General features: G+C 43.7%; 20 protein-coding genes. 2 read left to right on the top strand and 18 right to left on the bottom strand.

Going from position 1 to position 26354, the window contains the following annotated elements; genetic code table 11:
* Positions 1–41: 41 nt before the first annotated feature.
* The 15 genes from H065_RS0113225 to H065_RS0113155 form a co-directional block, all read right to left on the bottom strand.
* Positions 42–893, bottom strand: a complete 852-nt coding sequence (locus tag H065_RS0113225) for an amino acid ABC transporter substrate-binding protein (protein WP_017813551.1) — start codon at positions 891–893, stop codon at positions 42–44.
* Positions 894–1404: 511 nt separating this feature from the next.
* Positions 1405–2355: a methyl-accepting chemotaxis protein gene (locus H065_RS0113220; protein ID WP_017813550.1), complete on the bottom strand. Its 951-nt coding sequence runs from the start codon at positions 2353–2355 to the stop codon at positions 1405–1407.
* A gap of 11 nt (positions 2356–2366) precedes the next feature.
* Entirely contained in the window at positions 2367–3398 is a 1032-nt protein-coding gene (locus H065_RS0113215; protein ID WP_017813549.1) for an FIST signal transduction protein, read from the bottom strand.
* A 307-nt stretch (positions 3399–3705) separates the two neighbouring features.
* Positions 3706–4323, bottom strand: coding sequence for a DUF1269 domain-containing protein (locus tag H065_RS27020; RefSeq protein WP_017813548.1), 618 nt, complete (start codon positions 4321–4323; stop codon positions 3706–3708).
* Between the two features lie 322 nt (positions 4324–4645).
* Positions 4646–6067: a helix-turn-helix domain-containing protein gene (locus H065_RS0113205; protein WP_017813546.1), complete on the bottom strand. Its 1422-nt coding sequence runs from the start codon at positions 6065–6067 to the stop codon at positions 4646–4648.
* A 313-nt stretch (positions 6068–6380) separates the two neighbouring features.
* Positions 6381–6554, bottom strand: a complete 174-nt coding sequence (locus tag H065_RS0113200) for an aspartyl-phosphate phosphatase Spo0E family protein (protein ID WP_145953948.1) — start codon at positions 6552–6554, stop codon at positions 6381–6383.
* A gap of 416 nt (positions 6555–6970) precedes the next feature.
* Complete coding sequence (locus H065_RS0113195; RefSeq protein ID WP_017813544.1) at positions 6971–8272, bottom strand: pyrimidine-nucleoside phosphorylase; 1302 nt, start codon at positions 8270–8272, stop codon at positions 6971–6973.
* 230 nt (positions 8273–8502) lie between these two features.
* Complete coding sequence (gene deoD, locus H065_RS0113190; RefSeq protein WP_017813543.1) at positions 8503–9216, bottom strand: purine-nucleoside phosphorylase; 714 nt, start codon at positions 9214–9216, stop codon at positions 8503–8505.
* A 288-nt stretch (positions 9217–9504) separates the two neighbouring features.
* Complete coding sequence (gene deoB, locus H065_RS0113185) at positions 9505–10686, bottom strand: phosphopentomutase (protein WP_017813542.1); 1182 nt, start codon at positions 10684–10686, stop codon at positions 9505–9507.
* Positions 10687–10876: 190 nt separating this feature from the next.
* Positions 10877–12058: a NupC/NupG family nucleoside CNT transporter gene (locus tag H065_RS0113180; protein ID WP_017813541.1), complete on the bottom strand. Its 1182-nt coding sequence runs from the start codon at positions 12056–12058 to the stop codon at positions 10877–10879.
* Between the two features lie 220 nt (positions 12059–12278).
* The gene (locus H065_RS0113175) at positions 12279–12674 is read right to left on the bottom strand and encodes a cytidine deaminase (RefSeq protein ID WP_017813540.1); all 396 of its coding nucleotides are present in this window, start codon (positions 12672–12674) and stop codon (positions 12279–12281) included.
* 194 nt (positions 12675–12868) lie between these two features.
* Positions 12869–13534 carry a deoxyribose-phosphate aldolase gene (gene deoC, locus H065_RS0113170; RefSeq protein WP_017813539.1) on the bottom strand — a complete coding sequence of 222 codons (666 nt, stop codon included), beginning with the start codon at positions 13532–13534 and terminating at the stop codon, positions 12869–12871.
* Between the two features lie 405 nt (positions 13535–13939).
* The gene (locus H065_RS0113165; RefSeq protein ID WP_017813538.1) at positions 13940–14230 is read right to left on the bottom strand and encodes a hypothetical protein; all 291 of its coding nucleotides are present in this window, start codon (positions 14228–14230) and stop codon (positions 13940–13942) included.
* A gap of 2 nt (positions 14231–14232) precedes the next feature.
* Positions 14233–19716 (bottom strand): RHS repeat-associated core domain-containing protein, encoded by a 5484-nt coding sequence (locus H065_RS0113160; RefSeq protein WP_152425893.1) that lies wholly within the window; start codon positions 19714–19716, stop codon positions 14233–14235.
* A gap of 24 nt (positions 19717–19740) precedes the next feature.
* The gene (locus tag H065_RS0113155; protein WP_017813536.1) at positions 19741–19995 is read right to left on the bottom strand and encodes a hypothetical protein; all 255 of its coding nucleotides are present in this window, start codon (positions 19993–19995) and stop codon (positions 19741–19743) included.
* A gap of 615 nt (positions 19996–20610) precedes the next feature.
* On the opposite strand from H065_RS0113155, the gene H065_RS0113150 reads away from it, so the two are divergent.
* A complete protein-coding gene (locus H065_RS0113150) occupies positions 20611–22140 on the top strand; it encodes a glycoside hydrolase family 43 protein (RefSeq protein WP_017813535.1) in 1530 nt (509 codons plus the stop codon).
* A 63-nt stretch (positions 22141–22203) separates the two neighbouring features.
* Entirely contained in the window at positions 22204–22917 is a 714-nt protein-coding gene (gene bglS / locus H065_RS0113145) for a beta-glucanase (protein WP_017813534.1), read from the top strand.
* A gap of 88 nt (positions 22918–23005) precedes the next feature.
* On the opposite strand, the gene H065_RS0113140 is transcribed toward bglS, so the two are convergent.
* The 3 genes from H065_RS0113140 to deoR form a co-directional block, all read right to left on the bottom strand.
* The gene (locus H065_RS0113140; RefSeq protein WP_017813533.1) at positions 23006–24376 is read right to left on the bottom strand and encodes an MFS transporter; all 1371 of its coding nucleotides are present in this window, start codon (positions 24374–24376) and stop codon (positions 23006–23008) included.
* Between the two features lie 87 nt (positions 24377–24463).
* Entirely contained in the window at positions 24464–24913 is a 450-nt protein-coding gene (locus tag H065_RS0113135; RefSeq protein ID WP_017813532.1) for a MarR family winged helix-turn-helix transcriptional regulator, read from the bottom strand.
* Positions 24914–25196: 283 nt separating this feature from the next.
* Positions 25197–26138 carry a DNA-binding transcriptional repressor DeoR gene (deoR, locus tag H065_RS0113130; protein WP_017813531.1) on the bottom strand — a complete coding sequence of 314 codons (942 nt, stop codon included), beginning with the start codon at positions 26136–26138 and terminating at the stop codon, positions 25197–25199.
* Between the last annotated feature and the right edge of the window lie 216 nt (positions 26139–26354).

Here is a 26354-nt window from a genome sequence, read left to right as displayed (position 1 = left end):
ACAGGCTGAACGGCAGTAAGCCGTTCACTGTTCGTTATCAATTATTTGGATACATCTTCACCAAAGTACTTTTTGGAGATTTCCAGATAAGTACCGTCTGATTTCATCTCTTGCAGCGCTTTGTTTACAGCGTCTACCAGATCCTGACTGCTCTTATTGAAAATCGCTGCGCTCTGGGAAGCATCATCCTGCTCGGCTACCACTTTGATCGGTGAATCCGGCTGCTGCTTTTTCATATCCAGATAGGACAGATTGTCATTAACTGTTGCATCTGCACGTCCGGATGCCAGCAATTGTACAGCTTGTGGGAATCCATCAGCTGCTACCAGTTCTGCACCATTTTGCTCGGCAATTTTACCGAAGTTACTGGTCAGGGACTGAGCGGATTTTTTGCCTTTCAGATCAGCAAAGGTTTTGATATCCGTATTGTCGTCACGTACAATCAGTACGCCTTTGGAAGTGATGTAGGGATCAGAGAACAGATATTTTTCTTTACGTTCAGGAGTTACGCCTACTTCATTGAATACTGTATCAAAACGATTAGCATCCAGACCGGCAATCATACCGTCCCATTTGGCTTCAACGAATTCAGGCTCTACGCCCAGACGTTTGCTCACTTCTGTAGCAATATCTACATCGAATCCAGTCAGCTTGCCACTCTCATCATGGAAAGTAAACGGAGCATACGTACCTTCTGTACCAATGCGCAGCTTACCGCTGGCTTTAACGGATTCCAGTGTTGGACCGCCAGAAGAAGAAGGCGTAGTTTCGGTAGTCGCTGCCGATTGATCGGCACCGTTGCCTGTTGTTGCTGTATTGGAGCTGTTACCACATGCAGCGATTACCAGCATGGTCAGAATCAGCATCAGAGTTAAAGAACCCCATTTTTTCATTTGTAATACTCCCCTCAATATGAATGTTGTGAATATCTATACATTCGACTCCAATAGGAGTCCCTTGATCGCTGTTTGTTGAAACTTCTGCAATTCATACAATAGTATTTACTCACTTGGTCTCAAAAAATAACGAACTGCAAATTGTATAGTACACCGTCTGACATTATTCGTCAACTCTTTTTCCGATAAAAATGGTTGGTTTAATTAATTTATCATAATTTGCCCGTTTTGACTATTTGATAAATAACATAACAGGGATAAATTGTGAAAAATCAATAAATTCATTCCACCTCATTCATAGCCAAAAATACGCTTATTCAAACATTATTTCGTTATATGCAGGCAAGATGATCTATGCATAATATGCAGATGTCGCCTTAACTGAAACCCACAGATCATTAGCCGGGCATGTTATAGCTGTATATTACCTATAAGATAATGTGTATAGCAGCATAAAGACTCCAATCCTGTTTCAGGAATGGAGTCTTTTATATGACTGCAATAACTGCTATTTTTTCTGTTCCAGCATTCGGATCTGATTCATATGATTAAGGATATACAGATAGTGTTCGGACTTTTTGTCTCCATTGTAGATCAGTTCATCAATATTCTGGTTCTGCTTGCTGGACAGGTCAGCAATATTGGAAATGTTTCTGGCGATATCGTTGATACTTTTGAGCTGTGAAGATTTTACAGCCTGCAGCTGCCGGTTTACCTGCGCTTCGGCAGTCATAACACTCTCAAAGCTCTCAGCGGAACGCTGCATGGTATCGCTGGCTACTTTTACAATATCTTTTCCTTTGTTGGATTCCAGGCGGATCGATTCAAGGATATGACTCATGTCTCCTAGCAGATCAAGAATATCAGTGGCGCTTTTTTTGGTCGTATCGGACAGAGATTTGATTTCACTGGCTACGACGGCAAAGCCTTTTCCTGCTTCTCCCGCCCGTGCAGCTTCAATCGAGGCATTAAGCGACAACAGATTGGTCTGGGTGGCAATACTGGTGATCGTGCTGGCAAATTGATTGATCTCTTTGTATTTTACTTCAATCGCATTGAATACGGCGACCATATTCTCGAAAACGGTAGACACTTCATTCATATTCCCAGCGGACTGATTCACCAAATTCTGTGTATCCATAATCGTATCCTGCGAGACTTCGATGCTGGAAGCTACCTCATTGATGATCGTCTCGGTTTCTTTATCCAGATCATGCAGTACATTCTCGATACTTTTAATTTCCTCTGTCGTTTCGTTCAATGAAGCGGCAGCTTGCTTGAATCCGTAGGTAATATTGCGTTCCTCGGCCAGAACCAACTGAACATTCTTTTCTATTTCATGCGTTAACATATATACATAAGGCAGCGCCGAAAATGGCTTCTCTACCTGAAGTTGCTGGATCTCCGGTCTAATCTCGATTACATCCGGCTTTTTAATTTTAAATACGCTTTTCAGCATTTTGCTTCCCCCTATTCAAATGCCAAAAGTACCATCGTCTGGTTAAAGTGCTTGTTGTGAATCTGCTCGCCATAACTAATAAATCCTGCCTGGTTGCGGCTCACACTGAGCAGTTTGTCATCCAGGCTTTTCCATGTGTTTTCATTTTTGAATTTCAGGCTGCGCAGAATACAGTGCACCGACAGAATAAATGCTGGCTGGAATTCCATCGCATTGAGCGTTTCTTGAAAGCATTGATGAACATCTGACGGCTGCAGCACATCGACATACGTGTTGGGAGCAATCTGAGAGTAGAAGGTAATCGACTTGTCCGGGTTTACTTTCATCGGTGAGGTGATATAGGTGCTATCCTTGATTACCTTGCCCAGCGGATTGTTCATAAATGCCTGTTCCAACTGGTGCTCAGGGATACCGAGTACATTCGCATATTCTACGGCTGCCGGACGGTTATTGAAGGTGCGTACGAGCCGGTTGAGAGGTTCCGCATCGGTCACGAGCAGACGCTGACCTGTAGTGTAGTAAAGATTTTCCTTGAGTAGCTGGGTTCGTCTTGGCCAGTTGAAATAAAGCGCTACTCCGTTTACTTTGCGGCTACCGATATAGACTGCTGTTTCCTTGAACTTCACATAGTCGCCGGAACTACCACCAATAACCTTGAACTTCTCATCCATAAAGAATAGCGTTGTCATTACACTTTCCTCTTGTCCGGATAATCCATCGTACAAAATAAACATGAACGCATTTTTGTTATTGCGTACTTTGTTGTAGCCGGATTGCAGCTCTTCAATACTGAGGATGGCTGGTGATTTGATCTCGATGACCTCTACCAGATCTCGCTGATAGGCAAATCCGCTGATAACGCCTTCCTTGAATCCTTCAGAAGTGTATTCGCCGGCTGTGGAGCACAACACTACATGCTCTGTGGCAAACGTGCTTATTTCCTTAACATTTTCGACAGTTGTAAACAAAACAATACCTTTATCAGGGTTAGACTCGATGTAGTCTTTGGCTTGAATGGTTGTTTTGAAATATAGTGATTTCATCGTATCTTCCTCTCCTTACAGAGATAGTGGCGAGCAGGCGGTATAGTATGGCTACCGGAATTAATATAAGACTATTAAATAATTAAGTTAATTGAATAATGATTGATAAAAAAATACATATTACCTAAACGCAATATGTAATCTTTTCTTCAAATTAAAAGTCATTCTGCAAACGATGGATAATTCTTATATCGTCTGCAGAATGACTGTTCAATCAGCAATTTATTTAGTTATCGGCTTTTCCTCGACTAAATTTTATACAAGTAAATAATTAAAGGACAAATTTCGCTAAAATTAGACGGGCGTATCAGAATCGCTGTTTTAACTTATCAAACTGTTCACGTACCCGGTCGCGAATATCTTCTGCTTTGTCTTTGAACTCTTCCAGACGCTGACTGCGCATCCGCTCGCGTGCTTCCTTCTCCAGTTCACGTTCTACCTGACGTGCCTGATCTACCTCGGCACTCACCTCATTAACTTCCCGACGCATCATAAAAGCAGGATCGAGCGGGTTCAGTACCTGGTTCAATCCGTTCATATTCTCTTCCTGCACAATAGCAATCAGAGCGAGCTGTCCTTCGTCCAGCTGACGGACAGTGGCCTGAATCATGCCCACATCCTCTGACAGCTTGTCTGCTGCTATGGAAGCTCCGATCATGGAGCCGATACTGCCGCCCAGAAGCACGCCCAGAGGTCCGCCCAATATCCCGATCAGCGAACCAAGCAGACCGCCTGTGATCCATTTGCCGGCTACTGCACCATCTGCGCTAAATCCGTCTTTGAACTGTACCTGTCCGCCTTCTTTTTTGACAATTGCAGCCTCAAGAACAGTAAATTGCTCGCTGAGACGCAGATTTTTGAGCTCGGATAGGGCTTGATACGTTTTGCTCTCTTCTTTGAATACGACCGTCATTACATTTTCCATGATGCACCTGCTTTCTTTGTAAGAAAATTGGATGATTAAGAAGATGATCGGTGTGTCTTATGTATATTACCCGTTTATAGATGCGCAAATAATAAGTTAGGTGAAGAAGATGTGATCATTACGAGGGTAGTTAAGCATATGTATGTTATTAAGCATTTATACGAATGGCTTTTGTTGAAGAATGAAATAGAGATAATAAAAAAGCCATCGAAACTTATGTTTTGATGGCTTTCATTAAATTCATCCTCCATTACCATGCATGTTTAGAGATATTTGATCCGTAGAAGATTGATTTGCAGAACTTATAGGAATAATCAATAAACTACTTAACATTATCAGGGATAAAATTGCTAAGTTGAACTTCTTCAAGTTTTAACACCTCTCTCATAATAAATTCGAAACGATTTATTTGACTATTGGTTGCATAATTCCTGAACACTTCTCCCATTGCTAAGTAGGCCAATAAATTACTTTTATTATTTACTCTTAAACTAATAGAAAGACCCTTCAACAGATTTTCTATACCCTCATTATATCTTTGATATTTCAAAAAATAAACCGATAATTTTCTGTACAAATCTTCATATCTTTCTATGCTTGAAGTACTTTGATAATATCCATTTTGATATTGAAGTTCATCTTTCATTTTTTCTATAGGTATCATGAATTCGTCTAATATATGATCGACTAAAAAATGATGTTGGTTAGCAGCATCCATTATTACCATAAGTCCCGGCAATAACTCGTTAGGATTACTTCTTAAAAATTCTGTATATCGAGTTAAATAGCTCTGGTTACCCTTTAAGAGATTGACTGCAAGAAAATTAGCTTCTGAAAAGTGTGATAATTTTAGAACTTCCTTTTGTCCAATTTCATCTAGCCCATTAAACCAATATAGATTTTGATAACCCGAAATATAAGTTAAAGCTTCGTCATATTTTTTCACATTAGCTAGAGCATTACCTTTTAAGACATACCCTTGTCCAAAATACACTACCAAATGTCGTTCAGTTTCTAAGCCTTTTTCCCTATCTTGATCTTCATGTAAAGAAATTTTATTTTCGTATACTTCAGTAGCCAATTCTCTCAATTCATCTGCATAAAGTTCTACTTTCTCCCATATATGTTGATTGTAATAAATATTAGCAAGCTTTAATAAACCATCTAACCGAAAACCCACAGGCAATTCATGACGATACGGTTCAAAGGTGATCGCTGCACGGAGATTATTTTCAAAGTTTTCGCTTTGACTCAGACGGAAGATCCGATAATGGCTAACAGCCAGACGTTCCGCATGACGGTATTTCTCATTTACGGTGACATAGCGATAGAAAGGCAGCAGTATCTGCCGATGTCCTTCTTCATACCATTCTTCAGCAGCATCAAATACAGCCGCGGTTTGGCTGCAATCTTCCATCAGGCGATGAAGCGCCTTGTCGATGAGTTCTTCTTTATCCAACTGAATACAGCGGTACAGGAAATTCTTGAGTCGCCGCCAGTGAGGGACTTCCCGGTCAAAGCACTCTTCTAGGTATAGTTCGTACAGCCATCCTTGCTCATAGCCCAGCGCTTCGGCGATCTTATCCAGCTGGGGAATAGAAGGCAGCTTGGAAGGGTTTCCATTAAGAATCAGGCTGAGTGTTCCCCGGTTCATCCCGGATACTTGGCTAAAGCGACTTAGATTATATCCTTTTTGTTGGAGTTCCTGCTCCACAATGGAACGAATATTAAGCGTGTTCTGCATATTCCGTCTCTCCTTACTTCACCTGGTAAATATACTACCACAACTGTATATTCCAACGCACTTATTTTATATTATTAAAACTTTAGGAATCATCTATTTATAGCTGTATTACCTGCAATCTGATTATTCGATCATTTATTCATTTGTTGTTTTTTAGCTTTCTCTATGTGCTTTATTTTTTAAAAATCATAAGTATACATTCCATTATTACCATATAGTGTAATACATGTTGCCTTCGATAAGGATTCTGATTTTAAGGCAACATCATATAAAGAAACCTCGGAGTGCCAAAGGAACTTCGAGGTTTCGAGATTTACATTTTTAATTTGCTGCTATCATAAATGCAGGCATTTCGATTAAATTCATTCAGTGTCTGATCCAGCTGCTGAGACTTGACCAGTACACGGTGATCCGAGAATCCGTATTGTTCTACCAGATAATGAAGTTCTTCACGCTCCTGTTCAATCCTTTTTAAGCATCCGATCATGTCCACCTGTCATCCCTTCCTCTGATTCTATAGTATTCTTTTATATTCATCCTATTATTGGTTTGAATTTACCTTGAGCTTCATAAGGGTACATCCTACTCTTGGTAGAGCTGCGCTTAACGACCAGCTGCCAGCAATCTTGCGGTAAAGACGACTATTATTTATATCGGCGGACAGGCTCTCAAAATTTGTATTATTTTTATGTATAATTCCATATTTATGTAAAAAAATAGACAACAACCTTTCTCAATATCATACTGTTGAGAAAAGTTGCTGTCTGAATGACAGTTAGCAGAAAGCAAAAGATTATAAAGGTACGTTGATTGCTTCATTTTAAAAATGATTATTCGTCTGCTTGACCCTGAATAAGCTCAGGATACACTGCTGCAATTACAGCATATCCATGTGCTATTCTATTACTCGGTAACTGTGCCGTATACGAGTGTTGGTGCATCTGCATGATCCGCGATGCGGATATTTTCATACAGCATAGCCATTACATCGTCCACATTCTCACGGTTGGAGTGAATCGTTACGAGGGATTCGCCAGCTTTGACGGAATCGCCTACTTTTTTGTTCAGCATCAGACCTACAGCCAGATCAATCTCGGATTCTTTGGTAGCGCGTCCTGCACCAAGCAGCATAGCTGCTGTACCGATCTCATCGGCTACCAGCTCAGCGACAACACCATCTTGCTTGGCAGGTACTTCGATATGGAATTTCGCTTGTGGCAGACGTTCCGGATGATCCACGACAGATGCATCGCCGCCCTGATTAGCCAGGAACAGTTTGAATTTCTCCAGCGCTTTACCGTTGGCAATTACTTCTCTCAGTTTTTGCTCTGCTTCTTCCAGAGAGCTTGCTTTGTTTGCCAGGAAGACCATTTGGCTACCCAGTGCAAAGCACAGTTCTTCCAGATCTTTTGGTCCTTGTCCTTTGAGTGTATCGATTGCTTCCTGGATCTCCAGGGAGTTACCGATTGCCAGACCGAGCGGCTGGCTCATATCGGAGATAACTGCCATTGTTTTACGGCCTACATTGTTACCGATGCTTACCATGGCATGTGCCAGTTCTTTGGCATCTTCCGGTGTTTTCATAAATGCGCCTGCGCCTGTTTTAACATCCAGTACGATTGCGTCTGCACCAGCAGCGATTTTCTTGCTCATGATGGAGCTTGCGATCAGCGGAATCGAGTTAACTGTAGCTGTTACGTCACGCAGTGCATACAGTTTTTTGTCTGCAGGCGTCAGGTTACCGCTTTGTCCGATAACAGCGATTTTGCTTTCATTCACCAGCTTGATGAATTCGTCTTTGGTGATCTCAACGTGGAATCCTTCTACGGCTTCCAGCTTGTCGATCGTACCGCCAGTATGTCCCAGACCGCGTCCGGACATTTTGGCTACCGGAATATCCAGAGCTGCTACGAGTGGAGCCAGTACGAGAGTTGTAGTATCGCCTACACCGCCTGTAGAGTGCTTGTCGACTTTGACACCTTCGATAGCGGAGAGATCAATCGTCTCACCGGAGTTTACCATAGCCATCGTCAGATCCGCACGTTCACGCTCGGTCATATCCTGGAAGAATACAGCCATGTTAAACGCGCTCATCTGGTAATCCGGCACGTCTCCGTTGGTATATCCTTCAACAATAAAGTTGATTTCTTCTGTAGTCAGTTCTTTACCATCGCGTTTTTTCTCAATCAGGTCTACCATTCTCATTGTAAAATCTCCTCACTTATAATGAAATATTTGACATCAACCTAACATCATGGGAAGCAGCGGCAGAGCATCCAACCGCTAATCGGGTTAGGATCAGATGCTGCTGTACTGTATGCAATTCTGGAGAAATGCTGGCTTATGATTTCGAGAACGATCGTGCTGCAATCTTCTCGTCCTCACGCAGCCACCACTTCTCGTCTATTTGTATTTCTTACTTAATGCTTGATCTCTTACTTTTGAAAAGAGATCGCTGCATCCAGAGCGACTTCCATCATCTCGTTAAACGTGGTTTGTCTTTCTTCGGATGTAGTCTCTTCGCCTGTCAGCAGGTGGTCGCTTACTGTCAGGATTGTCAGAGCGTTCACACCGAACTTGGCAGCGAGTGTGTACAGCGCGCTGGTCTCCATCTCTACACCAAGCACGCCATATTCCATCAGACGGCCTGTGATCGTTTTGTCATCACGGTAGAAGGAGTCAGAGCTGAAGATGTTACCTACATGCAGATTCAGACCTTTTTCCACACCACGATCATAAGCTGCTTTGAGCAGTGGGAAGCTGGCAACCGGTGCAAAGTTGTATCCACCGAAAATGTGGTTATTCATGCTGGAATCTGTACTTGCCGCTTGAGCGATGATTACATCGCGTACTTTGACATTCTCCTGCATACCGCCACATGTACCTACACGGATCAGGTTCTTCACGCCGTACTCGCTGATCAGCTCATTGGCATAAATGCTGATCGATGGCAGACCCATACCTGTACCTTGTACAGAAATGCGTTGTCCTTTGTACGTACCGGTGAAGCCGAGCATACCGCGTACTTCGTTATAACAAGTTACATCTTCCAGATACGTGTCAGCGATGTACTTCGCGCGCAGTGGATCTCCTGGCAGCAGGATTGTTTCGGCGATGTCGCCTGGTTTTGCAGCAATATGAACACTCATTTGTATATACCTCCAAAGTAAAATTAGTGTCATGGTTATGCTACAGCGCTCCGTAAATGGATCGGCGTCGTGTCTCTGTTAAAAATGAATATCCTGAATGACTGCCTTTAGCAGTCGATATTCATTCTTAAAGGAGACTCTCCGTCCGATTCCATTTACTGCGCTAGGAGCACTCTGACTACTTTTACAAAAGTCATTAATCACAATTCGTTGAACCGAAAAGAAAATGAAGTTATCTTTCAAGCAATATAGCCAATGCTAATTACTTTTTGTTCATATCTCGATCTTTTACTTAAGATCGGACAGGAAGCTTTCGCCGTATTCAGGCATTTTGACGCTGAAGTTCTCGGCTACGGTTGCAGCGATATCAGCGAAAGTTTTGCGTAGTGGAAGTTCTTGGCCACCATTTGCAAAACGTTTGGAGTAGACGAGCAGTGGTACGTATTCACGGGTATGATCGGTTCCGGTGTAGGTTGGATCGTTACCGTGGTCAGCTGTGATGATCAGCAGATCGTCTTCTTCCATTTTCTCGAATACTTCCGGCAGACGTGCATCGTATTCTTCGAGGGCATCTGCATAGCCTTTTGGATCGCGGCGATGACCGAACAGGGCGTCAAAGTCGACCAGATTCAGGAAGCTCATGCCGTGGAACGGCTTGGACAATACGTTTACCAGTTGATCCATACCATCCATATTGGACTTGGTGCGGATCGATTCGGTTACGCCTTCACCGTCGTAGATATCGGAGATCTTACCAATTGCAATGACGTCCAGTCCTGCGTCCTGCATAGCATTCATCGTCGTCGGTTCGAATGGCTTCAGGGCGTAGTCATGACGGTTGGATGTACGGGTGAACTTCCCTACTTCACCGATAAATGGACGTGCAATAATGCGGCCCAGCATGTACGGATCATCCAATGTGATCTCGCGGCAGAATTCGCAGATCTCGTACAGTTCTTTGAGAGGAACGACTTCTTCGTGCGCTGCAATCTGCAGTACGGAATCCGCAGAAGTGTAGATAATCAGCGCGCCGGTCTTCACATGCTCTTCGCCCAGCTCGTCGATAATCTCGGTACCGCTGGCTGGCTTGTTGCCGATAACTTTGCGGCCTGTTTTCTCTTCGATACGCTGAATCAGCTCATCCGGGAATCCATCCGGGAATACGCGGAACGGTGTATCAATATACAGTCCCATGATCTCCCAGTGACCTGTCATGGTATCTTTGCCGCGGGAAGCTTCCTGCATTTTGGTGTAGTAAGCGAGCGGCTGCTCTGCTACCGGAACGCCTTCAATTTCGCTAATATTGGACAATCCCAATTTCGCCATGTTCGGCATATTCAGTCCGCCGTTCTCACGAGCGATATGTCCGAATGTATCGACATCAACGTCGCCGAATTCTGCAGCATCCGGTGCTTCACCAATACCTACAGAATCCATTACTACCAAGTGTACGCGTTTGAATGGTGTCATCGTTTATTACTCCTTTCAAAATAGACAGCTTGCTGAATCATACGCCATATCCATACAGGATATAACACCCTGTAGTCATGCTCAAACAGCAGGGGCTGTCTGAGAGGTACGATTCAACAAGCTGATGAGCTGTAAAATTGTGCAAAGGACTATTTTACAACAGATAAGTTACGATTGGAAATACTCTTTCTTACAGGAACAGACCGGCGATGATCGCAGACAATACGCTGACCATGGTCGCGCCGTACAGCAACTTCAGACCAAACTTGGCTACTTCGTTACCTTTTTTCTCGTTCAGGCCTTTAACCGCACCGGAGATAATACCGATGGAAGAGAAGTTCGCGAAGGATACCAGGAATACGGATACGATACCGATCGTACGTGCGCTCAGCTCGGTATGTTTACCCAGATCCAGCATCGCTACGAATTCGTTGGATACCAGCTTGGTCGCCATCAGACTACCTGAAGTAACCGCTTCGCTCCAAGGTATACCCATGATGAATGCAACCGGTGCAAACACATAACCCAACAGTTCCTGGAACGTAATATGGAAGATCAGATCGAACAGTCCGTTGATCATCGCGATCAATGCAACGAAACCGATCAGCATCGCAGCTACCGTAATGGCAACTTTGAATCCATCCATAATGTACTCGCCCAGCATTTCGAAGAAGCTCTGTCTCTCTTCTTCCTGCACTTCCAGTATATCCTCTTCAGGAGTTACACGATATGGATTAATCAGTGAAGCGATGATAAAACCGCCGAACAGGTTGAGTACAAGTGCAGTTACTACATAACGCGGCTGCAGCATCGTCATGTAAGAACCGACGATGGACATGGACACTGTAGACATTGCAGAAGCACACAGCGTGTACAAACGGTGCTTCGGCAGCATGCCGATTTGCTTTTTCACAGAGATGAATACTTCGGATTGTCCCAGAATTGCAGATGCTACTGCATTGTAGGATTCCAGCTTACCCATGCCGTTAATCTTGCTCAGTACCAGACCGATGTAACGGATGATAAACGGCAGAATTTTGAAATACTGCAGAATACCGATCAATGCGGAGATGAATACGATTGGCATCAATACGCTGATAAAGAATGGTGTGGAACCTTCTTTGTAAGCGAAGCCACCAAATACAAAGTCCGTACCCATATGTGCATATCCAAGCAGGTGATTAAATACGGTTGAGAATCCGCCGATCAGCAATGCTCCTACTGTAGTATTAAGCAGGACAAAGGCCAATATCGCCTGGAGCACGATCATGATGATGAGCGGACGATAGCGGATATTTTTCTTGTTATTGCTTGCAATATAAGTCAATCCGAATACTACGAGAATACCAATAATAGCGATAAGATATTTCATAAACGATTAGCTCCTATTCTAAGTCTGCATCCAATATGGTGCAGGAACCCGTTCATCACGGTCGATATTGTAACTTGCTGTGAAAAATTTGCGAAACGCTTTCTTCATAATCATAAAGCGCTTACATGGTTTGCCAAAAGAATGAGTCCTATCTGGATTATTCTTTTAAAAATGATAGGGCCAGATGAATCATCTGGCTTGTACGGATCAAAAGCAAGTCTTACTTTTTATCCATATCTTTGGCTTGGAAATATCCCGGCAGAATCTCGGATACGCTCCACTCGGTAACATCGCCTTTGAGGTTCGTCAGATAGACGCGAGTATTCTCGTCGCTGAATTCCGCAATAACCTGGCGGCAGGCTCCACATGGAGATACCGGGCCATCTGTGTCGGCTACGATTGCAATCGCATCAATCTTGCGAATGCCTTCGGAAGCGGCTTTGAAGATCGCTGTACGTTCTGCACAGTTGGTCAGTCCGTAGGAAGCATTCTCAATATTGGCTCCACCGTACACTTTGCCGTCTGCAAGCAGCGCTGCACCAACCTGGAAGTTGGAATAAGGTACGTAGGCATTCTGGCGTGCTTCAATAGCTGCCTGAATCAGTTGTTCTTTCATCGTACTAGCCTCCTTGGGCATAAAAATTGACGATAATGAAGCCGGAAAGCCAGACTGCCGGAAGGTTGCCACTGGGATGAATGATCAAGGTGTACTGCAACCTCCGACAGTCTCTCTGTCCTGTGTAATTCCTGATTCCGTGTCAGTGTTCCCTATTTGACAAAGGAACAACCGCCCTGGAAAGGTACTGTGAATTAGTAATCCGAAGTGGCCTGGCCACCTTCCATAATCTTCACACCGGAGCTCGCACCGATACGAGTTGCGCCAGCTGCAACCATCTGGTTCAGATCTTCCAGGCTGCGCACGCCGCCAGAAGCTTTGACCCCAACATCAGGTCCTACCGTTTTGCGCATCAGAGCGATATCTTCTGCTGTTGCTCCACCTGTAGAGAAACCAGTCGATGTCTTCACGAAGTCTGCTCCAGCTTGAACGGACAATTCGGAAGCGCGAACTTTCTCTTCGTCAGTCAGCAGGCAAGTCTCGATGATAACTTTCACAAGTGCTTTGCCTTTGGCAGCATTCACAACCGCCTGGATATCACGCAGTACCAGATCGTTGTCGCCGTCTTTGAGAGCACCGATGTTGATAACCATATCGACTTCAGTTGCACCGTTCTCGATCGCGTTAGCTGCTTCAAAAGCTTTCACTTCAGGAGTATTTGCTCCCAGAGGGAATCCGATTACCGTACATACATCCACTCCACTGCCTTTGAGCTGCTCTGCGCAGTAGGCTACCCAAGTAGGGTTTACACAGACAGAAGCAAACTGGTATTTTCTTGCTTCATCTGTCAGTTTGGTGATTTCCGCCTTTGTTGCGTCCGCTTTCAACAATGTATGGTCAATAAGTTTGGCCAAGTTCATATGTGTATCGCTCCTTTAAACTATTCATAATTTCATACGCTTGTTATTACCCTGGATAACAAATTACATGCTGTGTATATGGCAAATCAGTAGTATATCTTGTTTGCATTAACATCATAGCACTGGTATGAACAAATGTAAAACAGTTTTTGAAAGTTTGTTCAGAGGCGGACGAACATTCGTCAGAAGGGGAAAACTATTGTATGATAGCACAAAATTCGTGGATTGGCATGTGAATTTTTCGTGAGGATTTGGGAGGTTGTTACAGAATATAAAGATACAGTAGATTTTAGCGAATATGAGAATAAAATCACTCTAAGAATTTAATTTCTCAGAGTGATTCATAGATATTTATAAATACATATAATTTTACAAGTCTAAAGAATTAATATGGACTTGTATTGACTATTTCCATGCTTTTTTAGCATACTCAATAATAATAAAACTAAGTCCACCTTCTAAATCAGAAGTTTCAGTACGAATATAATTATTTTCTCCTAAAATATTACCCGAAATTAATAAAGTAAATATATTATCTTTACGTTCTCCATCTAATTTAATAATCAAAATAGAAGAATCTTCTTTTATTTTTTGAAAAAAAGGCATAAAACAATCAATTCCCACTAATTTATCCATTGTAAAACCTAATGATTCACTTAAATAAAATATTTCTTGCTTATAAAGTTCAAAATCCATAATTAAAACCCCCTTAATGCCTTTTCAATATCTGAAACTTCTTTGATTTTTCCAGTAGAAATTTGATAAATAATATCCTCCATTTTATTTTTACTAACGCCTGTAGATATGTTATTTCTCTTTATTAATTCCTCAATAACAGCTAACGCAGTTCGCTTATTTCCATTATCAAATAAATGTCCTCCAGCAATTCCTCTTGTTATATAAGCTGTTTTCCCCCAAAACCCATCAAACCTTGTAGCTCCATTAAGTAATGAACTAACTGTTCCATTCATTTCTATACTGCCACCAAATACTTTATTTATTGAAATGATTTCATCGCTTGTAATACCGTTTTTAAACCCATATAAACCTGCTGTATTGTTTTTATTGTCCTTAACAGCCTGCTTTACTTGATCCCGTTGTTCCGCTGCAAGTGCATCTGCATTTGTTGCACTGTCTGGCTTAGGAGCTGGTTTAGGCTGATTAGACTTCTTTTGACCGCTTTCCTTAGAAGATGTGGTAGACTTTGCTCTTCCTCCACCTCCACCGCCTCCTCCAGCTCTCGAAGCGGAGTAAGAGGGCGCAGGACCAATGCCTCCTCCAATGTCAGATTCTTCGGCTTCTTCTATAGTATTATGTCCGCTGGGATCTATATACCGAAGCGGATTATTATGAGTATACGTATAGCCATTCATACTCAGTGGATTCGTAATTTGGCCTTCATACGTATCTTCGTTCAGGAATCGTCCTATGGTTGGATCGTAATACCTTGCTTTCAGATAATACAATCCATTCTCCTCATCATAAGCTTCACCTGCATATTTGAAGCTGTTAGATATTAATTCCTTTTGTTTTACAATATTGCCCCATTCGTCGTACTGATAGCTATTTACAAGATTACCATCGGTTCCAACCATCTGCACAACATCGCCATGACCATTATAAAGATAATAATAATCTTTCTTATTATTCTGATCTTTTTTGACAAGCGTACGGTCACCACGAATATAGGCAAATGCATGATCTGCAGTTTTTTCTGCGACTACTTGATCCCTAATGTCATATCCATAATGAGTAGTTACCGTACCGTGTACTTTTTGATAACGTAAAGCGTCTGACAGATATTGAATGACAATTTTACCTTTACTTCCTGTCACTGAAGTGAGGCGGTCATCCAGATCATACGTATAGCTTGCCGGCTCTGTCTCTGGCAGTTCCTGCGTATCACTCATCGTCTTGCGGTTACCGCGCAAATCATACGTATACTGGGTCTCGCTGCCGTCTGCTCTTTTCACCACTGTGAGACGATTTAACTTGTCATACAAGTATGTGGAAGTCTGAGCTGCACCACTCTGTACTTGTTCTTTGATCCCTGTAGTATTACCGTTGGCATCGTACTGATAGTTATACACCGACAACACTTGGTCGCCTTTTGTATTGGTCAATCGAGACAGGCGATTCAGCAGATCGTAGCTCATGCTCTCACGCAGGGTCGTTCCATCTGACAGGGTAGGGAATGTGATACTACGCACTTGACCAAGTGGTGTGTAGTCGTATTGTACGTTCGCCGTCTTGGCTGTCGTGCGGGTCTGGCCACCATTGGTCTGTACCTGGGTTAGACGAGATTTATCATAGCCATAGTTAGTAAACAGGCTATTGCCATTCAAGCTATTTTTTTGGCTCATGATCCGATCCAACGGATCGTATGTCACATTCAGCTGTGCATTATATCCATTGGCTGTCGAGACCAGATTGGTGACCCGATCCAGCTTATCGATGGTACTTGTCTGCGTGGCTGTTTTGGTACCGTTCAGGTACAGTTCATGACGGTCTGTAAGCAGATTACCGTCACTGCCAAAGATGCTCTTGGTCTGCAGCGTGCTACCATCTGTACCTTTTAGAGTAGCTACGGTACGTTGACCGCGTTCGTCATATTGATAATTCGTCACGGTGCCATTGCGATCCGTTTGCTGATCGTTGAGACCACGCTGATTATATGTCAGATCGGTACTGTTACCGGATGGGTCCGTCTTCTTCGTCATCTGGCCAAGCTCGTTGTAGTCTTTGCTGTACAGCGTTTCGTTCTGGCCTGTTGTGTCACTAATTGTCACTTTAGACAGGCTGCCGATTCCATCATAATCATACCGGCTCGTCTGATCCATCGCGTCCTGTACAGAAGTCAGACGGTTCAATCCGTCATACGTAAAGACTGTAGTCACACCGCTGCTGTTGCGGTTATTATTCGGATCGATATAAGACAGCACGTTCCCTACTAGATCATACGTATAGCTCTCTCTAATTGGCTGGCTGCGTGCTGATCCATCCTGGTAAGCGAGCATTCCTATCATATGTCCATATGCATCGTAGGATTGCTCGACATAGTTAAGCTGAATCGCTGCATTGCCAGGATTGGAGCGATAGGCAGCTACCTGATCGGCTGCAACAGCAAATCGTTTGGCTTTATGCTGAGTCAGTTCGGCTTTGTTCACAAACAGGTTGCCCTGAGCATCTGTAAATTCCATCTGCTGGCCCCATGCGTCGTAGGCTGCAGTCTGTGTATTACCCGCCGGGTCTATGACATAGACGGCACGCCCCTGATCGTCCGGATGATATTGGGAACGGGTCCAGCCATTCGTGCCATTGTACGTCTCATCGACACGCAGGAAGCCCATTCCATCGTAATAGGAGGACTGGCGTGTCAGTATAGTCGTCGCACCTGTCGCCGTGTTGGTATATTGACGGATACTGTCTACTCGTATTGTCAGGATACCGCTGTTGACGCTGTCTGCCTCAGTACTGTAAGCACGATTGGTGTAGGCATACTGGTCTTCTACTGCGTACACGGTGCCATCCAGATTAGTGATCGATGGAGAGACAATCCGGGTTGGTCGGCCGAGAGCATCGTAGGTCGTCGTTGTCTTGCGTCCATCGCTATCGGTTTGCTCTGTTAACAGACCAGTGCCGCTGTCGTATTTCATCGTCTGACGGACGGTTTGTGTGTTTTTGCCTGCATTGGTCAGCGTCTGAGTCTGTTCGGTTGGATAGGCATAGTTATAATCGGCACCGAATGTTGTCGTGACGCTGGTGTTCATACCATCGCGCACCTTGCGAGTTTCAGTGACTTTTTGAATCTGGTTTGGACCTGATGGTGCAGACTCATAGCTATAGTTGGTTACTTCTCCCGCGGCATTGGTTGTACTTTGCAGACGACCGGAGGTGTTATAGCTGTATTGTTCGCTGATTAGTTTGTTATCGCTTTGATACCATGATTTGCTGAGTGGCAAATGATACGTCGGATCATAGGTATAGTTTATAGTATGACGCGCTTTGGTATCCGCGTTGTTATAGTCGCTTTCCAACAAGTTATCGGTTTCAGCTAATGTACCGCCCCAGTCTGCATAGGTAATATCTTTGTAGCGAGTGACGGTACCGTTCGCATCCTGTTGAATGGTTTGTATTTTGGTAGGATTATATTCATAAGTTGAATCAAACTGCTGATAATTCGTTGTACTGGTCTCACCTTGAGCATTCTTGGTTTCCGTGGAAAGTAACTGATGTTTACCATTGTAAGTATTAGTAATCTCAGTTCCACCAGTTGCTGTGCTGCTCTTAATATGGGCAGTTTGAGAGTAGCGGTATAAGGTACGGTCCCCGCCATTCGCCTGATTAATATCATAATATTTGGTATAGTCATTGATATAAGTATAATCGACTTGATTCATTCTATTACCCTGACTACCATTCGCCAGAAGAGGAACATCATAGCGTGAGCGAATTCTGTATTCTGTGCTCTCTCCTCTGTTACCGGGTCTACGACTTGCCGGCTCATACTCATAATGTGTAGCAGAACGAGGAGAAGTTACTTGATTTAACAAGAAATAAGGTTCCTCCACAAAATCCTTAGGACTTTCAAAGCGGAAAGAAGCATTAACCAAGCTATAATCGAAGGTTTGCTTCTCTTGCATATTATTTGTAATACTTTGTAGCAGCGGTACATATCCTTGATCCTTTTCATTTTGGATCAATTTAACTCTACTTTTGGTATAAACTACTTTTTGTTGGGGCTGACCTTGAGGATTATATACAGTAACAATGATATTTTCCCCTTGGAAATCATCCCCTTGATTCAGCTTGGTTTCATAATCAAAGGTAACTTTACGACCAACAGTGTCTGTAATATAAGAGGGGACAAAACCACCCCAGCCTTCAGTTACTTCGGAGTTCACTTTTCGATCCTGATAATGATAAGAAATAGTATTACCATAACGATCTACTTTACCAATGAGTAGACCAAAAGAAGAAAAGTACTCACGATTACCATTCGGATGTTTCATTAGATAACACGCTTGTAATTCCCCATTCGAGAACTGCTCATCGCTAGGAATTTGTCTAGTGAATGTTAAAAGGCTACCACTTTCTTTTTTGATATCTACTGTAGTATTTTCAAAAGCTGTATAAAGTCTATAGCTTTGTCCTGTACCTGAATGATAAACAAATTGAGAATAATTACAGTTAGGTCCTCCACCTTCTACGGAAGGAAGTTGAAAAGACCAGCCCATCCCCAAATCATTTCGCTCATAAGTATAGCTGCGCTTATATACACTGGCAGTACCTTTTTTAGAAGATTTTCTTTTAAAAGCTGAAGTATCCAAAGAATCGTAACGCACTCCAATATCCAAATCGAGTCCATCTCGTCCGGGAAGATGAATTTGGTTAGCATTCCAAGTCAAACTTCCGCTTGAAGTACTAATTGCTTCTGTATTTTCTGGATTCTCATCATATTGTTGCTTACCAAGATTATCAATTCGTTGATCATTAATCATGTCATCCAATGCACTATCCAAAGCAGCTGACAGTGTCATTGCCGAGGCACTGGAACTTTCAGTTGTAAATCCTCGTATCGCATTTAGACCCTTTGTAGAGAGCATGGGTCCATATGTATCATCTTGTACGTTTTTGTATACATCTTCTGTAACAGAAGCTTTGCTATATTGCTGTTCCAATTCTGCCCATTTTATTTTCTGGTGCTGGTAGTCCTTCCATATCTGATCTCCATCTTTGCCAGTGATTCGATGCAAATATTCAATCCAGTAAATATCAATAGGTTCTGCACCATCTTTGAGCAGTAGGTAAATCTTATCTTCTCCCAGCTCACTGATTGGTTCTGGCTCTGGAATTACACTGGTCTCTGATTGGACTACGAAAGAATTCATTCGGAAGTTACTCGTTGAATAATCCAGTTGTTTGAGCTTTTCTTCCAGTACATCTATTTCCGTATCATCTTCTTCATATACATCACCATATACACTCTTGGCAACCGTAGTCCATTGATCCGGATCTGTATCAGGAGCTGAGGCAGTCCGGCTAGGTGGTTGAACAGAAGAAAATGTTTCTTTGGATACAGCTTTACCAGCTGCATATACGGGCAATCCAATAGTCTCGAATACCAGCATAAGGCCAAGAATCCAGACTACTGGAATCTTTAGTCGGTTGACTATGTTCACTTGTATATCCCCTTTGAATGTTTTTTATTTTTTATTGGCTGTATTTAAATTTGCATTATAGTTCCCTTTTTCTACCTTTTTACTAAGCAAGTTACCATTTTTATCGTAAATATACGTGACCTTTTGAGTTGCTGTATACGTAGTGATCAATCTACCATTGATATCATACTCATAGACTCGGGTAGATGCAGCAGATGCTATAAGAGTATTAGAGAAAACGACACTTAAAGAAAACAAAAGAATCAATGCTATACGAAGGTGGTTTTTAATCAAATACAATTTTTTTCCTCCTTTCTTTGATAGTATTAGCAAGTAAAACAGAGTAAATTGGCTTATAAATTAAATTATCTTATTTTAATAGCCATTTATAAGCCTGGAAGACCTTAAAATAGATTATACTGCCTGTTTACAAAAATAGGAATAATGTATATTTATAAACTTTTATAATTTTTATTTAAATATTTGTATTCATTTAACAACATATATGACATATAAAGCTAACCAATCGAATAGTGAATAAAAGCTCTTCTTCATCAATTAATAGATGCAAATAAATTCATAAAATCACCGCAATACCACTATGCTGCATAGCGTTATTTTTATACAGTTAACAGGTTGTTATATCAAAAGTGCCATGTTATCATAATGCCGAATACACATTATTTACAATTTAATACATATTTATGTTTCTCAACTGGAAACGGTCTGGTATATTCGTTGTTCAAAACTACTGAGCCTTTTAAATTTGTAAGCGTTATCATTCATCAAAAATTTCTCTGTTTCTTCCTCTCAGGTACATGTCTGAGACTATATTGCCCTTTTAAAAGCAAATATATCTCAGCTTCATACCATACCCATCCAGTCACACCCTACAAATTAAATGGAGGTATACAGATGATCAGAAAGTGTTTCGGTTTGTTGCTTGCTTTCGCTTTATTATTCAGTGTATTGGCCCCGCTGAATGCAGATGCTGCCAATCGGCCTTTGGCCAAGCTTCCGGGCAATGCCAATCCTCTAATGGATCACAAATTGGGAGCGGACCCTTACTCACTGGTATATAACGGCAGAGTATATGTCTACATGTCCAGCGATACGTATGTATATAACAGCGATGGCTCGATCAAAGAGAACGACTTTAGCTCATTGGATCGCATCCAGGTGATGTCCTCGGCGGACATGGTCAATTGGACCGATCATGGTACGATCCCGGTAGCAGGAGCCAATAACAAAAATGGTGGCAGAGGCATTGCTAAGTGGGCTGCCAACTCCTGGGCTCCGGCAGTCGCTACCAAGAGAATCAATGGCAAAGACAAGTTCTTTTTATACTTCGCGAATGGCGGATCCGGGATCGGCGTATTGACCGCAGATACTCCTGTCGGACCTTGGACCGATCCACTGGGCAAAGCGCTGCTGACCCAGAATACACCTGGTATGGCTGGTGTCACCTGGCTATTTGATCCGGCGGTATTACTGAACGATGATGGTAACGGCTACCTGTACAGCGGCGGCGGTATCCCGAACGAATCAGATCCTGCTTCTATCGCCAATCCGAAAACAGCCAGAGTGATCCGTTTGGGCGCCGACATGATCAGCGTCACCGGTAGTGCTTCCACCATAGATGCTCCGTATATGTTCGAGGATTCCGGCATTCACAAATACAATGGCAAATATTATTATTCCTACTGCATCAATTTTGCAGGCAGCCATCCTGCACAGTTCCCGGCAGGCGAGATCGGTTATATGGTCAGCGACAATCCCATGGGGCCTTTTACATACAAAGGTCATTTCCTCAAAAATCCATATACCTTTTTTGGTGTAGGCGGCAATAACCATCATGCGGTATTCAATTTTAAAAATGAATGGTATGTGGTCTACCATGCCCAGACAGTCAGCAAAGCACAGATCGGAACCGGCAAAGGTTACCGTTCTCCGCATATTAACAAACTGGTGCATAACCCTGACGGCAGCATCGCCGAAGTACAAGCCAATATGACGGGCGCGCCTCAGGTCGGAACGATCAATCCCTATATCCGGACCGAAGCCGAGACAATCGCCTGGCAAGCAGGCATTCATACAGAGCCTACCCAAGCAGGCGGTGGTCCAATTGGCAATCTGGATGTGACCCATATCCACAATGGTGACTGGATTGCTGTAAGCAAAGCCGACTTTGGCGCTGGCGGAGCGAAAAACTTCAAGGCAAATGTCGCTGCAAATATCGGTGGAGCGATTGAAGTACGATTGGACAGCGAGACAGGTCCTCTGGTAGGTACTCTGAAAGTATCTCCTACCGGCGGGATGCAGAACTGGAAAGAAATGCAGACTACGATCAATAACGTAACCGGTGTGCACAGTGTCTATCTGGTATTTACCGGGTCCGGAAGTGCCGATCTATTTAATCTGGATTACTGGCAATTTACGTCCTGATCCGCAAGCCAGCCATGACCTTGTCATATAATTTTGGGTTCCTATCATCTATGGAGGTGTTTTATGAAAAAGAAGTCCTTGTTCACGCTGTTCACTGCAGGAGTATTGTCGTTATTTGTATCGGTAAGCGCATTTGCGGGAACTGTATTCTGGGAGCCATTAACGTATTTCAATGCCAGCACCTGGCAAAAAGCAGACGGCTATTCCAACGGAGACATGTTCAATTGCACCTGGCGTGCAAAAAATGCTAACTTTACCAGTGACGGCAAGCTAAAGCTCGGTCTGACCAGCTCGGCGACCAACAAATTCGATTGCGCAGAATACCGCTCCACCAACAAATACAGATATGGTCTATATGAAGTAAGCATGAAACCTGCCAAAAACACAGGTATTGTCTCTTCCTTCTTCACTTACACCGGACCTTCCGATGGTGCACCGTGGGATGAGATCGATATCGAATTTCTGGGTAAAGATACCACCAAGGTACAGTTCAACTACTATACCAATGGCGTAGGCAACCACGAGAAAGTGATCAATCTTGGATTTGATGCTTCCGCCGGTTTCCATACGTATGCATTTGACTGGCAGCCCAATTCGATCAAATGGTATGTAGATGGCGTACTGAAGCACACTGCCACAACCAATATTCCAAGCAATCCCGGCAAAATCATGATGAATCTGTGGAATGGCAAAGGTGTGGACGAGTGGCTGGGTTCCTACAATGGAGCCAATCCGTTATACGCCGAATATGACTGGGTCAAATACACAAGCAATTAATAAGCCGCTCTCAGGGAAATACAAAGAAAAGACAGCCGCATTACCGGGCTGTCTTTTCTTTGTTGTAAAAACATATCTTCATATCCGTTTACTTGGCTTGCCCCACTGTCCATCTTGATTGCACGGTATACAGCACAATTACGAGTACAACCAGCAATGCCAATCCGGAGAAGATATTACTGAATGTATATGCCTCGCTGAACAATGCGGCAGGATTCAGATGGAACCCGCGCGCATCGCTATCAATGACTTTACCAATAATACTCGTCGCCATCGCACCTGCGATAAAGTTCAGCAGAGAGAACATACCCATGCCTACCCCTACCTGATCCTTGGTCAATGTACGGGAGATTGTATTGGACATGGCAATCTGCATAAAGGTCTGACCTACATTACCAAAGATCAGCAGGAACAATACCACATACGGCGAGATCCCCACCATAATCGACAAGGTAACAAAGCAGATAAAGATCAGCGTCGTAGCCATATAGACCAGATACGAATTGCCTTTGCGGTCAGCGAGTCGTCCACCCTGACGTCCCAGAATCGCAGAGCAGATCGCTGCCGGGAACATAATCAGACCGATAATGGCAGGCGACAATCCATTCAGACTGGACAGAAACTGTGGTGTCAGGAACGGCAATCCAAAGCTCATACCTGTCGCCAGAAACGCGATAAACAGACTGAACGAATACTGACGATTGCGGAACAGCTGAGGCTGGATAAATGGCTCTTTGGCTGTGCGGATACGAATAATGAACAGCACGAGCAAAATAACGCCGACTACCAGACTGATCCAGTTACTCTGCGAAATGGAGAGCAGCAGCAAGGCTACCGTACCCCCGAGCAGTCCACCGCCGAGAAAATCAATCTTCTGTGCGGTGCCTCTGGCATCGTCCAGGTATTTACGGAAAAATGGCAAGGCAATCAGCGGCAGAATAGACAGCAGGAACAAAAAGCGCCAGCTGGCAAAGCTGGTCACGAGGCCCGCTACAATCGGAGCAATCGCGGTACCGAGTGCCAGACCGACCGCTGTCATGCCGAGCGCTGCACCGCGCTTTTCCTGCGGGAAGTAACGAACCGGGACAATCATCGCAGTAGCAGGAATAACAGCCGCTCCTGCTGCCTGAAGCACGCGACCCAGAATCATCATCCAGAAATGCGTAGCCGTCAGACCGACGATTGAACCGAGTGCGAAGAAGATCAGACCAAATGTAAGCAGATCCTTGAGACGATATTTATCCGCCAGCTTGCCATAAGTGACGGAGCCGACAGCATAGACGATCATATAGGCGGTCAGCAGCCAGCTGACTTCGGATGCACCGATATGGAATTCCTGGCTGATGATCGGCATAACCACATTGAACATAGAGGCGTTCATCACGGAAAATACCAGTGTAAAAGCAAGCACCCGCATCAATTTATCGCCGTTCGGGTAAACCTGTTGTTCCTGATTCATGAGGGGATAGATTCCTTTCTATAATTCAAAATATGAAATGTATGAAACAAGCTTGCTTGGTAGACCATAGAAAGTGCTATAACACTCTCAAGACTGCCGATAAACCTGGTGCAACTTGGATAGCAATCCGGTAAGCTGCCGAAGCTCCTCGTCTGTCAGCGCATTACGTGAGCGCAGTTTGACCTCTTCTACTGCAGCATGAGCGGATCGATTCATCTGCTGTCCAGCTTCAGTTAATTCATTCTGACGCATCCGTGCATCTTCCGGATGGCTGCGGCGGGTGATCCAGCCTTTTTTCTCCATGCCGTTCATCAGACTGGTAACGCTTGATTTCTCGATCATCAGCTGATGCTCCAGTTCTGTATTGGTCAGCCCCGGTGATTGGGATAAAGCATGCAGCGCCTGTCCCTGTTGGGGCGTCAGACCGAGCGGACGCAGTACCGCCTCAATCTCGCGCCGGATCATAATGTAGAGCACTTTGACGATATGGGCAGGACTATCCATCGTCTCGCTGGAAGGTACCGATTGGGAATCCATGAGCAATAATTACTTCCTTTCCGGTGCAATGTTTCGAATGTGCATGAACGATTACATTAGTTCGAACTCGAACCAATATTAGTTTAGTCCGCAACTATTGTCAATACAATGATTAAGATTTTACATTGTAAAATTCAGATAAAAAAAGCATGGATGCTGGTAAGTTCCAGTTTCCATGCTGTATTCGAAAAACAATATATACGGGATCAACACATTAGCATCTTCCCATGATAGGGGTCTGAGCCCGTGACTCGCTTAGATCTCACTTGATCTCCATACCGCCTTATGTACCAGTCAGCAGCGCCTGGGCAGTAAACTGGTCGGTAACCAGAATATTCGCATATTTCCCTACCAAAGCCGCTTCGATTGCTTCGATCTTGCGCTGGCCGCCGGTAACCAGAATCGATTTTTCCTTTTTGCGCAGATCAGGCAGATCGATCCCTACCGTCCGATCATTGATCGCGGGACTGCAGATATTACCGTCCTTATCGAAGAAACGTGAACAGATATCGCCTACACCGGTTCGCTGCAGCAGCTGCTGTTCTTCTTTGTTAAAATAGCCCAGCCGGAATAGCAAGGCATCTTCCTTGACTGTCCCCACGGTAAACATGGCAATATTCGCCTGACGGCCCAGTTCAATAATACGCTGGATATGACGATCTTCCTCAACCATACGCTTCACTTCAATATTATCGAAAATTACTGGCAAAGGAAGATAGCGTGCACTCGTGTGATAAGCTTCGGCGAACAGATTGACTGTCTCGGCTGCGTACGTATTCACATGGGAGTGACTGACACCTCCTTTGAGCTGAACGACTTCTACGCCGCGTACCTGCTTCTGTTCCAGCTGCCGGGCTACCGAATACATGGTCGTTCCCCAGGTTACACCAATAATATCCGAATCCTGCACAATCTCATACAGATAGTCCGCAGCCCGCTTGCTGATATGCTTCTGGATCTCCTTGTATTCATTGACTGGAGAATAGCATACATGCACGGTATCCAGCTTGTACTTGCGTTTGAGCTGCTCGGCGAGCTCATCCAGATCTTCCAGCGGATCGACGATATTGATCCGCACGTAACCTTTTTCCTTGGCATACTGCAGCAGGCGGGATACCGTCGGCCGGGATACTCCCAGTCTTGAGGCAATCTCCTGCTGACTGTAATCCGACAAATAATATAACCGGGCGGTCTCGATGCTGAGCCGCTGTTTCTCATGATCCATCGTTTCATCCCACATCTCTATCGTGATCTTGTCTGTGCCCTTGCATGCACAGATACCGTTTACATATTATACATTTTTCCCAAAATAATTACGATAAGTGGATTCAAACTACTTTGCTGCACCCTCTGCATAATATACATCTACATGATGATAATATGCATGTATCCTACTCTGTTTTGCTATTCTTAGCTTGATGATGGAACGGTGTGGAGAAGC

Origin of the sequence: Paenibacillus shenyangensis (assembly GCF_000346635.1) — a bacterium.
GTDB classification, from domain to species: Bacteria; Bacillota; Bacilli; order Paenibacillales; family Paenibacillaceae; genus Saccharibacillus; species Saccharibacillus dauci.
The sequence above is the reverse complement of the archived record's forward strand: the minus strand, read 5'-3'. Positions and strand labels throughout refer to the sequence as shown.

Bases quoted from the DNA above. Each gene is read 5' to 3' on its own strand.
- H065_RS0113225 (WP_017813551.1), bottom strand. From the start codon at position 893: ATGAAAAAATGGGGTTCTTTAACTCTGATGCTGATTCTGACCATGCTG.
- H065_RS0113220 (WP_017813550.1), bottom strand. From the start codon at position 2,355: ATGCTGAAAAGCGTATTTAAAATTAAAAAGCCGGATGTAATCGAGATT.
- H065_RS0113215 (WP_017813549.1), bottom strand. From the start codon at position 3,398: ATGAAATCACTATATTTCAAAACAACCATTCAAGCCAAAGACTACATC.
- H065_RS27020 (WP_017813548.1), bottom strand. From the start codon at position 4,323: ATGGAAAATGTAATGACGGTCGTATTCAAAGAAGAGAGCAAAACGTAT.
- H065_RS0113205 (WP_017813546.1), bottom strand. From the start codon at position 6,067: ATGCAGAACACGCTTAATATTCGTTCCATTGTGGAGCAGGAACTCCAA.
- H065_RS0113200 (WP_145953948.1), bottom strand. From the start codon at position 6,554: ATGATCGGATGCTTAAAAAGGATTGAACAGGAGCGTGAAGAACTTCAT.
- H065_RS0113195 (WP_017813544.1), bottom strand. From the start codon at position 8,272: ATGAGAATGGTAGACCTGATTGAGAAAAAACGCGATGGTAAAGAACTG.
- deoD (WP_017813543.1), bottom strand. From the start codon at position 9,216: ATGAGTGTTCATATTGCTGCAAAACCAGGCGACATCGCCGAAACAATC.
- deoB (WP_017813542.1), bottom strand. From the start codon at position 10,686: ATGACACCATTCAAACGCGTACACTTGGTAGTAATGGATTCTGTAGGT.
- H065_RS0113180 (WP_017813541.1), bottom strand. From the start codon at position 12,058: ATGAAATATCTTATCGCTATTATTGGTATTCTCGTAGTATTCGGATTG.
- H065_RS0113175 (WP_017813540.1), bottom strand. From the start codon at position 12,674: ATGAAAGAACAACTGATTCAGGCAGCTATTGAAGCACGCCAGAATGCC.
- deoC (WP_017813539.1), bottom strand. From the start codon at position 13,534: ATGAACTTGGCCAAACTTATTGACCATACATTGTTGAAAGCGGACGCA.
- H065_RS0113165 (WP_017813538.1), bottom strand. From the start codon at position 14,230: ATGGATTTTGAACTTTATAAGCAAGAAATATTTTATTTAAGTGAATCA.
- H065_RS0113150 (WP_017813535.1), top strand. From the start codon at position 20,611: ATGATCAGAAAGTGTTTCGGTTTGTTGCTTGCTTTCGCTTTATTATTC.
- bglS (WP_017813534.1), top strand. From the start codon at position 22,204: ATGAAAAAGAAGTCCTTGTTCACGCTGTTCACTGCAGGAGTATTGTCG.
- H065_RS0113140 (WP_017813533.1), bottom strand. From the start codon at position 24,376: ATGAATCAGGAACAACAGGTTTACCCGAACGGCGATAAATTGATGCGG.
- H065_RS0113135 (WP_017813532.1), bottom strand. From the start codon at position 24,913: ATGGATTCCCAATCGGTACCTTCCAGCGAGACGATGGATAGTCCTGCC.
- deoR (WP_017813531.1), bottom strand. From the start codon at position 26,138: ATGGATCATGAGAAACAGCGGCTCAGCATCGAGACCGCCCGGTTATAT.